Source organism: bacterium (assembly GCA_024742285.1).
In the GTDB taxonomy this organism is placed as follows: domain Bacteria; phylum Myxococcota_A; class UBA9160; order UBA9160; family UBA4427; genus UBA4427.
In genome coordinates this window covers 102,939-117,515 of record JANSYR010000002.1, presented here as the reverse complement: position 1 = coordinate 117,515, position 14,577 = coordinate 102,939, and the positions used below count along the sequence as shown (strand labels likewise).

Sequence of the window (14,577 nt, the reverse complement as noted above, 5' to 3'; positions counted from 1 at the left end):
ACGATCCGGTGGCGAGGACGGACGGTCCCGAAACCGGTCCGTCGACCGATCCCGCGAACGCGGAACGAGGACGACACGACCATGACGATCGAAGGCGAGGGGCGGCGCGCGGCAGAGCTCGGACCGCTCGAGGCCGCGGTGATGAATTCGCTCTGGCGAACGCCCGATGCGCTCGACGTCGAGTCGGTCCATGCGCAGGTGGCGCCGCAGGGGCGCCCCGTCCGGAACACCGTTCAGTCGACCCTCGAGCGACTCGTGAAGAAGGGGCTGGTCGAACGCACCAAACACGGCCGCGCCTACCGCTACGCCGCGCGCGTCGAGCGCCGCGCCTGGTTCGCCGGCGCCGTCGGCGCCCTCGCCGACGCGCTTCGGTCCCGACCGAGCCAGGACCTCCTGGCCGGCTTCGTCGACTTCGCGGAGCGAACCGACCCCGAGGCGCTGGAGACGCTTCGGCGTCTCGTCCACGAGCGCATCGACGAGCGAGGGGGCGGATCAAGCGGAGGGGAGGAGGAATGACGACGACCCTCGCCCTCGCAGCCCTCGCCTGGCTCGTCGTGCTCGGCGCGATCGGATCGTTCGCCCGCTTCGCCTGGCCTCGACTCGCACGCCACCTCGCCGACCAGCCTCCCACCCGCCGCTACCGCGCGGCGCTGTCCTTCGCCCTCGCGCCGCTCCCGCTCGCCGCGACCGTCGTCCTGCTCGTGCTCCTGCCGGGCGTGCTCGGCCTCGCCTGGGCGGGCCTCGACCATTGCCTCCATCACGCCGACCACGTCCATCTCTGTCTGGTCCACGGCTTCGAGATCGCGAGCCTCTGGGTCGCCGTCCCGGTCCTCCTCACGATCGTCTGGGTCGGCCTGGCGACGCTCGATCGCCAGCGGAAGGACGCGCCCGCGAACCGCGCGCTGCGCGCCCTCGAGTCCGTCGCAGGCGCGGGCGACGCCTCCTCCCTCTGTCTCGTCGACACCGCCGCCCCCCTGGCGTTGACCCACGGCCGCTGGCGCCCGCGGACCCTCGTCTCGCGCACGCTCGCCGGGGCCCTCGCGCCGGACGAATGGGATGCGCTGCTCGCCCACGAGCGAGCGCACGTCCGCCGCGCGGAGCCCTTCTGGCGCTGGCTGGCGCAGCTCGGCGCCACGGCGCTCCCGGCCTCGACCCGAAACGAAGTGCTCGACGCGCTCGTCCTCGCGAGCGAACAGATCTGTGACGCGGAAGCAGCGCGACGGACCGATCCGCTGGCCGTCGCCCGCGCGATCCTCCGCGTGGAACGTCTGATGTCCGCGACGCCCGCGCCTTCGTTCTCGACGGTCGGGATCGCCGACGGCGGCGTCGCCGCGCGGATCGACACGCTCCTGGCTCCGGAAGCGCCGGGCCCGGCGCCCACGGCCTCCGCCCCCTGGGCCGTCGGCCTGGGACTCTTCGCGCTCGCCGGAGGGCTCGGCTCCCTGCTCCATCACGTCGCCGAACACGCCCTGTCCCACGCCCTCGGCGGCTGAGCCCGACGCGCGTCCGTCTCAGAAGCGCGCGGTCACCGTCGCGCGCACCTGGCGGGGCGGCACCGGGTGGAAGTGGACGTCCTCCTCGGGCGCCGCCTCGGTCTGGAGCTGGGACTCGAAGAAGTACTCGATGTCGCTGTCCTTCGAATCGAAGAGGTTCAGGACGGAGAGGCTGAAGCGCAGCTGCATCCAGTCGTAGTGGCCACCGAGGTTCACGAGCGTCGTGCCGCCCGCTCGCTGGGTGTTCCCTTCGTTCAGCGGATACGCCCCGAAATGACGGACGCGCAGGCTGCCCGACCAGGGCCCGTTGGTGAGCGTGACGCCGGCGGACACGACCGTCTCGATCGCCCCCGGAATCCGGTCCATACCGCTTCGCGTGTTCCTGAAGTCGGCGTTCGACCAGGCGTAGCTGCCGTCGAAGGCCAGCCAGTGGAGCGGACGCAGGAACGCGGTCAGCTCGACGCCGTAGCGACGGCTGCCGCCCTGGGGCTCGGTGAAGCCGCCGTCGCCGACGAAGACGAGCTCGGACTCGGAGTGCAGCCACCAGAAGGCCCCGGTCACGTGGAAGCGGCGATCGGGCTGCCAGCGCGCACCGGCCTCGGCGCCCCACTGACGCGCGAGGGGATCCACCGGGGAGACGATCTCGGGGGTCGGCGTGGCCGGGTCGATCCGGATCGTCGTGCCGCGGGCGTCGTTCGAGTGGAAGCCGCCCCCCGCGTTCAGGTAGATCTCGAAGGGCTCCGCGGGCCGCAGCGTGAGCGAGAGCTTGGGGCTGACCAGCCCGTCGACCTCGCCGCCTCCGTTCGTGAAGGCGCCCTGCCCGGCCTTCGTGTCCACGTCGAAGCCGAAGAGGTCGCCGCGGACGCCCGCGGTCCAGGTCATCCATTCGACGGGCGTCCAGACCGCCTCGGCCCAGGCGGAGCCGGACACTTCGGTGACCTCGTCCTCGCGAACGGTCTGGAAGCGCTGACGCGCCTGGCTCCGATAGAGACCGACCTCGGGAATGTGGTCCAGCCGCGTCTCGGCGCCGAACCCGAAATCGACGGTCGTGCCGAGGAAGTCGGCCGAGAGGTCGCGCTCCGCCCGCGCGCCCCAGGCGATGCGTTGGTCGCGCTGCGCCAGCTGGTCGCCCAGCCCGTCCGGTTCCAGGAAGTACGTGAAGTTCGAGAAGAGCTTGAGCCGGTAGTAGATCAGGTAGGTCGAGAGCCGCAGCGGATCCTCGCCCTCGCTGGCCCATTCGAGGTTGGCGCTCACGCGCGTCGTCTCGCCACCGAGGTCCGGATCGATGAAGCCGAGCCGCGAGACGTCGCCGGACTCCACCGCACGTCGCGGAATCTGGTCCGTCGAGAACCACTCGGCGTGGTAGCCCAGCAGCGAAGCGCGGAGCGTGCCGTCGCCGAGGGGAACCGTCCACTTGGCGAACGCGTTGATGTGCAGCAGGTCCGCGTCGAGCCGGTACGGATCGTCGTAGGTTCGGCCTTCGAGGGCCACGAGGGCCTCGCCCGTGGGCACTTCGAGGTTCGCCGCGACCAGCCCGCGGACCCAGCGATCCTCGCCGATCGTGAGCGACGCGATCGACTCGGGGAGCTGGTCCCGCGAGCGCAGGAAGGACGCGCCCGCCGAGGCGAAGTCCCCGACGTCGGCCCGATACGGCCCCTTCCGGAAATCGATCGTCTCGATCAGCTCCGGGATCACGAAGTTCAGGTCGAGATAGCCCTGGCCGTGGCCATGACTTCGGAAGTTCACGGGGACACCGTCGAAGTGCGCCGCGAAGTCCGTGCCGTGGTCCAGGTTGAAGCCGCGGAGGAAGAGCTGATTGCCCTTGCCCGGCCCCGAGTGCTGCGTCGCGATCAGGCCGGGGATGACCTCGAGGAGCTCACCCGTCCGTGCGAGGGGCCGCAGCTCGAGATCGGCCCCGGCGATGCGGCCCTCCGAGGCTGCCCTCGCGGTGCCGAGCTGCTCGTCCGCTCGTCCGAAGACGACCATCGACTCGACGCCGTCCTCGCCTTCGTGCGCGGAGGCGGGCCCGATCACGCCCGCCGCGGCAAGCAGGAACGCCGTCAGAGCAGGCAGCCATCGAGAGGCGGGGCGATCGAAGCAGGTCGGTCGGGGCGCGTGGGTCGACATGGCGCGCACGCTAACAAGCCACTCGAAGTCCGACTATGGATCGGACTTCGCGCGCGTAGGCGCACGCGCGGCCACCGCGCGCTGCGCTCCCGTGCGCGACCCGGGTCGCGCGTCACGCACGTGGCCGACGCGACGAACCGGCCTCAGATGCCCTTGGGCTCGTCCGGCGTGTGGCGCGCCTTGTGCCACTCGAGCTTGTTGAGCGCGTGCACGTAGGCTTTCGCACTCGCGACCATCACGTCTTCGTGGACCCCGTTGCCGATCACCCGACGCCCGTCCTCTTCGATCGTGACGGACACCTCGCCCTGGGCATCGAGCCCGGCGGTGACCGCGTGGACCTGGTAGCGGATCAGCTCGCTCCCCGTCCCCGTCAGATCCGAGATCGCCTTGAAGATCGCGTCGACCGGACCGACGCCGGAGGCTTCGGTCTCCTGGCGTGCGCTGTCGATGTCGAGCACGACCCGGGCGTTCGGCGGTGCGTCGCTCCCGCAGGTGAGAACGAGCGTGGCGAATACGTAGCGGTCGCCGGCGGTCTGGACGCTGTCGGCGACGATGGCCTCGAGGTCCTCGTTGTAGATGACCTTCTTGGCGTCGGCGAGCGCCTTGAAGCGCTTGAAGGCGCGCTCGAAGTCCTCTCCCTCGACGGCGAAGCCGAGCTCTTCGAGTCGATCGCGGAAGGCGTGGCGGCCGGAGTGCTTGCCGAGGACGAGCTCGTTGCTGGCGCGTCCGATCGACTCCGGCGTCATGATCTCGTAGGTGATCGCGGCCTTGAGCACGCCGTCCTGATGGATGCCCGCCTCGTGGGCGAAGGCGTTGTCGCCGACGATCGCCTTGTTCGGCTGGACCTGGACGCCGGTGATCGACGAGAGGAGCCGACTGGACGGATAGATCTCCTGCGTGTTCACGCCGGTATCGAGTCCGTCGAACTCCTCGCTCCGGGTCTTGAGCGCCATCACCACCTCTTCGAGGCTGGTGTTCCCGGCGCGTTCACCGATCCCGTTGACGGTGCACTCGACCTGGCGCGCGCCGGAGCGGATCGCGGCGAGGCTGTTGGCGACGGCGAGACCGAGATCGTTGTGGCAGTGGACCGAGAAGGTGACCTCGCCGCCCCGGGTCACGCGCTCCCGCAGGAACGCGATCAGATCGCCGTACTCCTTGGGCGTCGTGTAGCCGACCGTGTCCGGCACGTTGAGCGTCGAGGCGCCGGCCTCGACCGCCGCGGAGAAGACCTCGACCAGGAAGTCCCAGTTCGAGCGCGTTGCGTCCTCGGCGGAGAACTCGACGTCGTCGACTGCGTCCCGCGCCTGGCGGACGGCGCGCTCGACCTCGGTCAGGACCTGCTCCCGGGTCATGCGGAGCTTGTGCTCGAGGTGGATGTCGCTGGTCGCGATGAAGGTGTGGATCCGCGCCTGGCGCGCGGACTCGACCGCGCGGGCGGCGCGTTCGACGTCCATCTCGCCGGTTCGCGCAAGACCGCAGATCGTCGCGCCTTCGATCTCCTTGGCGATCGCCTGGACCGCCTCGAAGTCGCCGTCACTCGCGATCGGGAACCCCGCCTCGATGACGTCGACACCGAGCCGCTCGAGCTGGCGCGCCAGGGCGACCTTCTCCTGCAGGTTCATGCTGCAGCCCGGGGACTGCTCGCCGTCGCGCAGGGTCGTGTCGAAGATGCGAATCTGCGGTTCGCTCATCGTCGGTCTACTCCGAGGGGGCCGAGGGGGTGGAAAAGCGGGACCCTAACGTCCGGCGTCGCTGCCGGACACATGGTCCGAGATGGGGGTGACGTTCGGCGAGGGGGCGGCCTCGTCGGCCGGGGCCTCCGCGGTGTCGTCTTCCACGGGGATCAGCTCGCGGCCGGTCCGCCAGCGCCACAGGTAGCCCGCCGGTCCGGAGATCACGTAGACGACGCCCACGAGGAAGAAGTTGAGGCCCGGCTCCAGGATCAGAAGCAGGAGCACGATCAGCGAGATCACCGTCGTGGAGTAGCTCTGGCCGAAGCGCAGGTTCTTCCCGCTGTGGTACGGGATCGGGCTCACCATCAGCAGACCGAGGAACGCGACGCCGATCGCCGGGATGATCGACGGCAGCCCGAGGCTCACGGTCGGGCCGACCAGGAAGTTCTTGAACCAGACGGTCGAGACGATCATGCCGGCGCCCGCCGGCGTCGGCACCCCGTCGAAGCGCCCCTCGAAACGACCCGACTGCACGTTGAAGCGCGCGAGGCGGAGCGAGGCACAGGCCGTGTAGGTGAAGGCCATGACCCAGCCGGCCCAGCCGAGACTCGCGAAGTCGCCGGCGTAGAACGCGAGGATCGCCGGGGCCACACCGAACGAGACCGTGTCCGCGATCGAGTCGTACTCGGCCCCGAAACGGCTGACGTTGCCGGTCATGCGCGCCGCACGGCCGTCGAGGATATCGAACAGCGCCGCCACGAAGATCGCGTAGGACGCGATCAGGACCCGCCCGCTGCTCGCCATCACGATGGCGTAGAAGCCCGCCGCGAGATTCCCGGTCGTCAGCAGCTGCGGCAGCAGCGCCGCGAACCCCGCCCGATCCGGATCGTCCCGTCTGCGCCGTCTCCGCCGCCGTCTCCGCTTCTTCTCGGGCTCGTCCGTCACCGCTCGAACCTCCGACCCGTCGTCCTTCCGATCAGAGTAGCCGTCTCGTCCTGTCCTTGCGGCCGAAGGCCGCGAAAGAAAAGAGTCACGCACGGCCGAAGGCCGTCCTGCGTGGATCGAGCGAGCGAGGCCGCCTTCCTAGTTCTTGCTCTTGTCGACGAGCTGTCGTTCGGAGAGCCAGGGCATCAATCCACGCAGCCTCGCTCCCACCTCTTCCAGCTGATGCTCGGCGGCGGCGCGGCGACGCGCGTGCATGCCCACGTTGCCCGCTTTGTTCTCGAGGATGAAGCGCTTGGCGAACTCCCCCTGCTGGATGTCGGTGAGGACGTCCTTCATGCGCGCCTTCACGCTCTCGTCGATCACGCGCGGGCCCGAGATGAAGTCCCCGTACTCGGCGGTGTTCGAGACCGAGTACCGCATGTTCGCGATGCCGCCTTCGTAGATCAGGTCGATGATCAGCTTGGTCTCGTGGATGCACTCGAAGTAGGCCATCTCCGGGGCGTAGCCCGCCTCGACGAGGGTCTCGAAGCCGGCCTGCATGAGGGACGTCAGGCCACCGCAGAGCACCGCCTGCTCGCCGAAGAGATCCGTCTCGGTCTCTTCGCGGAAGGTCGTCTCGATGATGCCCGAGCGGCCGCCGCCGATCGCGGAGGCGTAGGCGAGCGCGATCTGCTTGGCGTCGCCGGAGGGATCCTGATGGACGGCGATCAGGCACGGCACCCCGCGGCCCTGCTCGTAGTGATCGCGAACGGTATGACCGGGGCCCTTCGGCGTGATCATGATCACGTTCACGTCCTTGGGCGGGATCACCGCTTCGAAGTGGATGTTGAAGCCGTGGGCGACGGCCAGGTAGTTGCCGGACTCCAGATTGGGGGCGACCTCGTTCTCGTAGATGTCGCGGCAGAGCTCGTCCGGGACCGTCAGCATGATCAGGTCCGCCTCGCGGCTGGCGTCGGCGACCGTCGCCACGCGGAGCCCGGCGCCCTCGGCCTTCTGCCAGCTCGACGAGTCCTTGCGCAACCCGACGATCACCTCGACGCCGGACGCGTGGAGGTTCTGGGCGTGGGCATGGCCCTGGCTGCCGTAGCCGATGATCGCGACCTTCTTGGACTGAATACGTCCGAGATCCGCGTCCTTGTCGTAGTAGATGTCGAGTGCCATGTGAGGGTCGGTCCTTGGGTTGCGCTGGCTCGGCGCCGAGTGGGGCTCGGTCGCCTGCGGCGGCTAGGGAGAAACGGTTTCGAGAGCGGGAAGCGGGCCCTTCGGGTGCCTCTGCGGGCGCCTGATCCGGCGATTGATTGCGGGACGGCGGAGCCCGGTCGAAGGGGCGACGTCAGGGGTCCAGAGGACCGCAGAGCGTGCCCGGGCGCACTCCACCCCCGACGGGCGGGAAGCGCTAACCGCGCGAGATTACGCGACGTTTTGGGCCGGCGCCAGAGACCGGCAGCGCCCCGGGGCTCACTCCCTGGACGGCGCCACCCGGGCCACCTCGCCGCGCTCCACGGGCCCGCCGAGACGCTGGGCCTCGGCCTCCGCACGACGCAGATAGCGCGCCGAGAGCGCCTCGACCGGCTGGCCCTCGCCGCGCGCCAGGGCCTCGAGACCGAGCCGGGCCACGCGATCCGCCCGGGGACGCGCCGCCTCGCCCTCGATCCGAGCGGCGATCTCGATCCCGGCGGCCTCGAAGTCCACGTGCCAGCCGAGCCGGTCCGGGCAGCAGAAGGTCACCGGCCCGTCCAGATCCGAGGCCATCGTCGCCGGGTCGTAGAGCCCCTCCAAGAGGCCAGCGACTCGCCCGCCGTCCTGCCTTCGCCAGCCCCCGGCGTACCACTCGCCCCGCCGCGCGTCGAGGAGCGGCACGACCTGCGTCCCCTCCTCCGCCTCGTCGAGGACGCCGAGCGCCATCGCCTCCAGCGTCGAGACGCCGACGCCGAGCCAGTCGCGCCCGAAGGCCAGGCCCTTCGCGCTCGCCAGCCCGATCCGCAGGCTGGTGAAGCTCCCGGGACCGGCCGAGACCGCGAGCGCATCGAGCTGCGAGACCGACCAGCCCACGTCGGCGAGCGCCGCGCGCACGAGCGGGAGCAGCTCGGCGGAATGCCGACGGGTGCGCGCGGCCTCCTGGACGCACACGACGTCGTCGTCTTCGGCGAGGGCGATCGACAGCCAATCGGTCGCGGATTCGAGGGCGAGGAGTCGGCGGGGCATCGGCCGCGGATCAGGGGGCGCTGCCCGACAGCCAGTCGACGAATCTCGACCAGAAAGGCGTCAGGTCGTTCCAGAAGGCGCGGCCCATCAGCAGCACGAGCACGGCGAAGCCGAAGGAGTTCGCCATCTCCCGCGCCCGCATCGAGAGCGGCGAGCGCATGATCCCCTCGATCGAGTAGATCAGCGCCTGGCCTCCGTCGAGGATCGGAATCGGCAGCAGGTTCAGGATCCCCAGGTTGATGCTGATCAGCATGATCCAGAACAGATACTCCTCGAAGCCGCGATCGAGGGAGTGGCGCGCGATCCGGGCGATCCCGATCGGGCCCGAGATCTGGTCCGCGCCGACGCCGCCGTCGAAGACCCGGGACAGGCCTTCGAGATACCGGACCGTCATGTCCCAGGTCATGGCGAACGCTTCGGGGACCGACTCGAGCGGGTTGCGGATCTGCTGTTCGAAGACCGGGCCGGCGAGGAGCGACGGCTGCGGCGCGAGGCCGATCCGGTAGATCTTCTGGGCCATCGCCTCGATGTCGTAGCGGCCCTCGACGAGCTCCTCCTCGGCGCGCAGCCGGGTCGTGCGCAGCTCGCCCTCCCGCGAGTAGGTCAGCTCGAGCTCGCGGCCCCGGCTCGTCTGGATCAGCGCAACGAAGCTCCGGAAGCTGCCCACGGGCTCGCCGTCGGCCGCCAGGATCAGGTCGCCCCGCTGGAGACCGGCGCGGGCGGCGGGCTTCCCCTCCGCGACGCTGCCGACGAGGATCGTGGCCGGCACGACGCCCAGCTCTGCCAGGTCCGCCGTCCGCGGAACCTCGAGCGTGAGCTCGTCGGTCTCGGTCTCGACGCGCTCGCCCTGCGCGAGCTTCGCGAGGGCCGCCTCGTCGAGGGGCCGCGGGCGCTCGATCTTCCAGGTCGTCCCGCCCGTCGCAGCGCGCGCGTGGGCCGCCGCGAGCGCCTCCCAGCCCTCGATCGGAGCGCCGTCGACGGCGAGCACCCGGTCGCCCGATCGCAGCCCCGCCTGCCCGGCGACGCTCGCCGGATCCGGCAGCGCGATCCGCGCGTCCCGGCGTTCGTGGGCGAGCCCGATCCAACCGATCTCCTCGTTTCCGCCGAAGCCGTCGCGCACCTCCTGGGAAGCGACGTCCACGTCGAGGGAGAAGCGCTCGCCTTCCCGTTCGAGCTCGAGCGAGACCGTCTCTCCGGGCTTGCGTTCCCGGATCGGCGTCACCGCCTCGCCGTAGTGTCGGACCGTCTGTCCGTCGACGGACAGGATCCGGTCCCCCGGCGCCACGCCGGCGATCGCCGCGGGCGATCCCGCGTCGACCATGCCCACGACCGCGTCCGGGCGATCGATGCCGTTCCAGAGGATCCCGACCAGACAGACGACCGGAAGCAGGAGGTTCATGCCCGGCCCGGCGAAGACCACGCAGAGCCGCTGCCAGACGGGCTTGCGCTCGAGGAACTCGTCGTCCCGCGCGTCCTCGGGAATCGGCGGGCCCATCGTGTCGTCGCCGGGATAGGGCTCGCCGAGCATGCGCACGAAGCCACCGAGCGGAATCCACCCGATCACGTACTCGGTCCCGTTCCGCTCCCAGCGAAGCCGAAGCTTGCCGATCCCGATCGGCGCCCCGAAACCGACCGAGAACTTGAGCACGCGCACGCCGACGGCCTTGGCGACGAGGAAGTGTCCGAGCTCGTGCACCACGATCAGCACGCCGAGCATCGGGATCACGGCGACCAGCGAGTCGATGAACGCCATCAGTCGCCCGCCCCGGGCGCGGACTCGCTCTTCGCGAGCCACTCGCTGGCGGCGCCCCGCGCCCAGGCGTCCGCGGTGACCACTTCCTCGAGCGCGTCGACGCGCTGTCCCGCGTGGTCGGCCAGGTGGGCCTCGAGCACGTCGCCGTTCAGGCGCGCGATGTCCGGGAACGCGATCCGCCGCCCCAGGAACGCCTCGACGGCGACCTCGTTCGCGGCGTTGAGCACCGCCGGGGCCGCCTCGCTCCCGGCGACCGCTCGATACGCGAGATCGAGGCACGGGAAGCGCTCACGGTCCGGCGCTTCGAAGTCGAGCCGCGCGAGCTCGACCAGGTCGAGGCGGGGCACGTCGAGCTCGACCCGGTCCGGATGCGCCAGCGCGACGGCGATCGGGACGCGCATGTCCGGCAGGCCGAGCTGGGCCAGCACCGAGCGGTCGCAGTATTCGACGAGCGAGTGGACGATCGATTGGGGATGGACGACGACGTCGACCCGGTCCGCCGGCACGTCGAAGAGCCAGCGCGCCTCGATCACCTCGAGCCCCTTGTTCATGAGCGTCGCGGAGTCGATCGAGATCTTGTCGCCCATCGACCAGTTCGGATGGGCGAGCGCTTCCTCGACGGTCGCCGCCTCGATCCTTTCGGGCGCCCAGGTCCGGAAGGGTCCCCCCGAGCAGGTCAGGATCAGGCGCTCGATCTCGTCGGGTCGACTCCCGACGAGGCACTGGAAGATCGCGCTGTGTTCGGAGTCGATCGGGATGATCGCAACATCGCGGGCCGCGGCTTCGCGCCGGACCATCGCCCCGGCCATCACCATGACTTCCTTGTTCGCGAGTCCGATCGCCACGCCGGCGCGGATCGCGGCGAGCACGGGCTGGAGTCCGACGGCCCCGACGAGTCCCGCCACGACGAGGTCCGACGGCTCGGTCGCCACGCGATCGAGCCCGGCGGCGCCGGAGACGACCTCGACGTCCGGACCGAGGGCCTCGCGAAGCGCCGGCACGGCGCTCTCGTCGGCGATCGAGACCACGCGCGGGCCGAACTGCCGCGCCTGCTCGATCACCCGCTCGACCCGGCGGCCGGCCGCGATCCCGACGACGTCGAAGCGGTCCGGGTGGCGGGCGACCACGTCGAGGGTCTGCTCGCCGATGCTCCCGGTGCTGCCGAGGATCGCCAGGCGCTTGCGCGAGTCGTCGCTCAAGACGCGGCGTCCTCGTCCGCCCCACCCTCTCCGGACGAACCCTTCGCCTCACCGCCGGCGACCTGCTCGCTCGTCAGGCCGAAGCGGCGCTCGCGGCGCTGGAAGTCGAGGATCGCGGACTCGAACTCGGCGCGGCGGAAGTCCGGCCACATGCGCTCGGAGAGATGGAGCTCGGCGTAGGCGATCTGCCAGAGCAGGAAGTTCGAGACGCGCTGCTCGGCGCCGGTCCGGATCAGCAGATCCGGGTCCGGCACGTCGGGGGCGTAGAGGTATGAAGCGAAGCCCTTCTCGTCGAGCCCCTCGGCGTCGATCTTCCCGAGCTCGGCGTCGCGGGCCAGGCGTCGGGCGGCGTCGACGATCTCGGTCCGCCCGCCGTAGGACAGCGCGAAGACGAGCTTCATTCCCTCGTTGTCCGCCGTCTCGGCGACGGCGTGTTCGACCGCGCGTCGGGTCGACGGAGGAAGCCGATCGAGGCGCCCGATCGACCGGACCTGGGCACCGTGCTCCATGACCTCGGCGAGCTCCGTCTCGAGGTACTCCTCGAGGAGCCGCATCAGCTCGGAGACCTCGCCCTTGGGCCGGTTCCAGTTCTCGATCGAGAAGGCGTAGAGCGTCAGTGCCTCGACGCCGTAGTCGCGACAGGCACGGATGATCTCGCGGACGGACTCGATCCCCTCGCGGTGGCCCGCGTTCCGCTCGAGGCCGCGGTCCACGGCCCATCGGCCGTTGCCGTCCATGATGATGGCGACGTGGCGCGGGACGTGATCGAGGTCGATCTCGGCGTGGAGACCGGCTTCGTCCGCGGGACTCGAAGAGGGAGGGGACATAGAACGAAGACGCCCGGTCGTCAGACCTCGAGGACGTCCTTCTCCTTCTGGGCGGTGAGTTCGTCGATCTTGCCGACGTACTCGTCGGTCACATCCTGGACCTTTTTCTCGGCGCGGTGGCGATCGTCCTTCGACAGGCCGTCGTCCTCGAGATCCTTGAGCAGCGAGAGCGTGTCGCGGCGGGCGTCGCGCACGCGGATGCGGTAATCCTCGGCGACCTTCTTGACCTGCTTCACGAGCTGCTTGCGGCGCTCCTCGGTCAGCGGCGGGATCCCGATCCGGATGACCTTGCCGTCATTGCTTGGCGTGAGACCGAGATCCGACGAGAGGATCGCCTTCTCGATCTGCGCGATCGCGGTCTTGTCGAAGGGCGAGATCACGATCATGCGCGGATCGGGGACCGAGAGCGTGGCCAGCTGATTGAGGGCCGTCGGCGTATCGAAGTAGTCGACCGTGATGCCGTCGAGCAGACTCGTGCTCGCCCGGCCCGTCCGGACCTTCGTGAGCTCCTTGCGGAACCGCTCGAGCGCCTTGTCCATTGCGTCCCGACCCTCGTCGATCACCGCCTGGACGTCTTCTTCTTCCGCCATTTCCGAGGCCCTCCTGCGCGTTGCCTGTTCGTTCCCGATCGGCGGCCCGGTCTTCCGACACCGCCGGGATTCTTCTCGTGCCCGGGCGCTACGGCCCGCCCTGCCTCGCCTCGCCCTGCCTCGTCTAGGCGATCGGCGCGTCCGGCTCGACGAGTGTTCCGACCCGCTCGCCCCGGACCGCCTTCACGATGTTCCCCGGCACGTCCATGTCGAAGACCATGATCGGCAGATCGTTCTCCCGACACAAGGCGAGGGCCGTCTGGTCCATGAACCGGAGCCCCTTCTGGATCGCCTCCGCGATCCCCAGGCGATCGTAGCGTGAGGCCCCGGCATCCTTGGTCGGGTCGGCACTGTAGACGCCGTCGACGTTCGTCGCCTTGAGGACGATCTCGGCCCGGATCTCGGCCGCCCGGAGCGCTGCCGCCGTATCCGTCGTGAAGTACGGATTCCCGGTTCCGGCCGCGAAGAGGACGACCCGCCCCTTCTCCAGGTGGCGGATGGCCTTGCGGCGGATGTAGGGCTCGGACACCCGGGCGATCTCGAGTGCACTCTGGAGGCGGACGGGCACGCCCTCGCGCTCGAGGGCGTCCTGCAGGGCCATGCCATTGATCACGCTCGCGAGCATGCCCATGTAGTCGGCCTGGGCGCGGTCCATCCCCTCGGCCGCGGCGCTCATCCCGCGGATGATGTTGCCGCCGCCGAGGACGATGCTCACCTCGGTGCCCGCGTCGTGGACCTCACGGACCTGACCGGCCACGCGCGCCAGCACGTCCGGATGGATGCCAAAGCCCTGACTTCCGGCGAGTCCCTCGCCGGAGAGCTTGAGCAGCATCCTCCGGTACGTCCGTGTCACGACTCGGCGCTATCTCCCAGCGCGAAGCGGACGAAGGAGGCGACCACGATGTCGCCGCCGGCAGCTTCGCTGGCCTCCTCGAGGATATCACGCACGCTCTTGTCGGGGTCCTTCACGAATCCCTGCGCGAGGAGCGTGTTCTCCTGGAAGAACTTGTTGATCCGGCCGTCGACCATCTTCTCGATCACGTTGTCGGGCTTGCCGGACTCCTTGGCCTGCTGGATCAGGAAGGCGCGCTCCTTCTCGACCACGTCGGCGGGCATGTCGTCCCGGTCGATCGCGATCGGCGTCGGATCGTGCGCCGCGACGTGCATCGCCACTTCCTTGGCGATCGCGTCCACCGCGTCACCGGACTGGGCCGTCTGGAGCGCGACGAGCACGGCGAGCTTGCCACCGCCGTGGATGTAGCCGCCGGTCTGGCCTTCGATGTCGCAGGTGGCGACCCGCTTCAGCTGGATGTTCTCGCCGACCTTGCCGACGGTGGTCTTGATGACCTCGTCGACCGTGCCGCCGTCCATCGCCACGGCGAGGGCGGCCTCGGCGTCGTCGATCACGCCCGCCGCCGCGATCGCGTCGGCGACGTTCTGGGCCAGCGCCTGGAAGTCGTCGGTCTTGGCGACGAAGTCGGTCTCGCAACCGAGCTCGATGAGCGCGCCCTTGCCGCCCTGGGCGGAGAAGACGACCGCACCTTCACTGGTCTCGCGGCCCGCGCGCTTGCCGGCCTTCGCGAGCCCCGAAGCGCGGAGGATCTCCATCGCCTTCTCGACGTCGCCCTCGGCCTCGGAGAGGGCCTTCTTGCAGTCCATCATGCCCGCGCCGGTCGCGTCGCGGAGCGCCTTCACGTCACTTGCTGAAATCGCCACTGTCTTGGATCTCCCGGATCACGCGACGCGCCCGACCGCACACGGCCGG

General features: G+C 70.0%; 13 protein-coding genes. 2 read left to right on the top strand and 11 right to left on the bottom strand.

Going from position 1 to position 14,577, the window contains the following annotated elements:
- Nucleotides 1–81: 81 nt before the first annotated feature.
- Together NXI30_04265 and NXI30_04260 are read left to right on the top strand one after the other, a co-directional pair.
- Nucleotides 82–516, top strand: a complete 435-nt coding sequence (locus tag NXI30_04265; protein MCR9093409.1) for a BlaI/MecI/CopY family transcriptional regulator — start codon at nucleotides 82–84, stop codon at nucleotides 514–516.
- Nucleotides 513–1,493, top strand: a complete 981-nt coding sequence (locus NXI30_04260; GenBank protein MCR9093408.1) for a M56 family metallopeptidase — start codon at nucleotides 513–515, stop codon at nucleotides 1,491–1,493. Before NXI30_04265 ends, NXI30_04260 begins: the two co-directional genes overlap by 4 nt.
- Before the next feature lie 18 nt (nucleotides 1,494–1,511).
- Here NXI30_04260 and NXI30_04255 read toward each other — a convergent pair whose 3' ends face one another.
- From NXI30_04255 to tsf, 11 genes are all read right to left on the bottom strand, one after another.
- A complete protein-coding gene (locus NXI30_04255; protein MCR9093407.1) occupies nucleotides 1,512–3,620 on the bottom strand; it encodes a TonB-dependent receptor in 2,109 nt (702 codons plus the stop codon).
- A gap of 143 nt (nucleotides 3,621–3,763) precedes the next feature.
- Nucleotides 3,764–5,311, bottom strand: coding sequence for a 2-isopropylmalate synthase (locus tag NXI30_04250; protein MCR9093406.1), 1,548 nt, complete (start codon nucleotides 5,309–5,311; stop codon nucleotides 3,764–3,766).
- Between the two features lie 45 nt (nucleotides 5,312–5,356).
- A complete protein-coding gene (pssA, locus tag NXI30_04245) occupies nucleotides 5,357–6,238 on the bottom strand; it encodes a CDP-diacylglycerol--serine O-phosphatidyltransferase (GenBank protein ID MCR9093405.1) in 882 nt (293 codons plus the stop codon).
- A gap of 138 nt (nucleotides 6,239–6,376) precedes the next feature.
- Entirely contained in the window at nucleotides 6,377–7,399 is a 1,023-nt protein-coding gene (gene ilvC, locus NXI30_04240) for a ketol-acid reductoisomerase (GenBank protein ID MCR9093404.1), read from the bottom strand.
- A 297-nt stretch (nucleotides 7,400–7,696) separates the two neighbouring features.
- Complete coding sequence (gene tsaB / locus NXI30_04235; GenBank protein ID MCR9093403.1) at nucleotides 7,697–8,443, bottom strand: tRNA (adenosine(37)-N6)-threonylcarbamoyltransferase complex dimerization subunit type 1 TsaB; 747 nt, start codon at nucleotides 8,441–8,443, stop codon at nucleotides 7,697–7,699.
- A 10-nt stretch (nucleotides 8,444–8,453) separates the two neighbouring features.
- A complete protein-coding gene (gene rseP, locus NXI30_04230; GenBank protein ID MCR9093402.1) occupies nucleotides 8,454–10,196 on the bottom strand; it encodes an RIP metalloprotease RseP in 1,743 nt (580 codons plus the stop codon).
- Nucleotides 10,196–11,395, bottom strand: a complete 1,200-nt coding sequence (locus NXI30_04225; protein ID MCR9093401.1) for a 1-deoxy-D-xylulose-5-phosphate reductoisomerase — start codon at nucleotides 11,393–11,395, stop codon at nucleotides 10,196–10,198. Before NXI30_04225 ends, rseP begins: the two co-directional genes overlap by 1 nt.
- A complete protein-coding gene (locus NXI30_04220; protein MCR9093400.1) occupies nucleotides 11,392–12,222 on the bottom strand; it encodes an isoprenyl transferase in 831 nt (276 codons plus the stop codon). The genes NXI30_04225 and NXI30_04220 overlap by 4 nt, the downstream gene beginning before the upstream one ends.
- Nucleotides 12,223–12,242: 20 nt before the next feature.
- Nucleotides 12,243–12,812 (bottom strand): ribosome recycling factor, encoded by a 570-nt coding sequence (gene frr, locus NXI30_04215; GenBank protein MCR9093399.1) that lies wholly within the window; start codon nucleotides 12,810–12,812, stop codon nucleotides 12,243–12,245.
- A gap of 124 nt (nucleotides 12,813–12,936) precedes the next feature.
- On the bottom strand, nucleotides 12,937–13,644 hold the full coding sequence (pyrH, locus tag NXI30_04210; GenBank protein MCR9093398.1) for a UMP kinase: 708 nt from the start codon (nucleotides 13,642–13,644) through the stop codon (nucleotides 12,937–12,939).
- A 17-nt stretch (nucleotides 13,645–13,661) separates the two neighbouring features.
- Complete coding sequence (gene tsf, locus NXI30_04205; GenBank protein ID MCR9093397.1) at nucleotides 13,662–14,528, bottom strand: translation elongation factor Ts; 867 nt, start codon at nucleotides 14,526–14,528, stop codon at nucleotides 13,662–13,664.
- Between the last annotated feature and the right edge of the window lie 49 nt (nucleotides 14,529–14,577).

Coding starts and splice junctions, on each gene's coding strand:
- NXI30_04265 (MCR9093409.1), top strand. CDS start 82: ATGACGATCGAAGGCGAGGGGCGGCGCGCGGCAGAGCTCGGACCGCTC.
- pyrH (MCR9093398.1), bottom strand. CDS start 13,644: ATGCTGCTCAAGCTCTCCGGCGAGGGACTCGCCGGAAGTCAGGGCTTT.
- NXI30_04255 (MCR9093407.1), bottom strand. CDS start 3,620: ATGTCGACCCACGCGCCCCGACCGACCTGCTTCGATCGCCCCGCCTCT.
- NXI30_04220 (MCR9093400.1), bottom strand. CDS start 12,222: ATGTCCCCTCCCTCTTCGAGTCCCGCGGACGAAGCCGGTCTCCACGCC.
- rseP (MCR9093402.1), bottom strand. CDS start 10,196: ATGGCGTTCATCGACTCGCTGGTCGCCGTGATCCCGATGCTCGGCGTG.
- frr (MCR9093399.1), bottom strand. CDS start 12,812: ATGGCGGAAGAAGAAGACGTCCAGGCGGTGATCGACGAGGGTCGGGAC.
- tsaB (MCR9093403.1), bottom strand. CDS start 8,443: ATGCCCCGCCGACTCCTCGCCCTCGAATCCGCGACCGATTGGCTGTCG.
- ilvC (MCR9093404.1), bottom strand. CDS start 7,399: ATGGCACTCGACATCTACTACGACAAGGACGCGGATCTCGGACGTATT.
- NXI30_04260 (MCR9093408.1), top strand. CDS start 513: ATGACGACGACCCTCGCCCTCGCAGCCCTCGCCTGGCTCGTCGTGCTC.
- NXI30_04250 (MCR9093406.1), bottom strand. CDS start 5,311: ATGAGCGAACCGCAGATTCGCATCTTCGACACGACCCTGCGCGACGGC.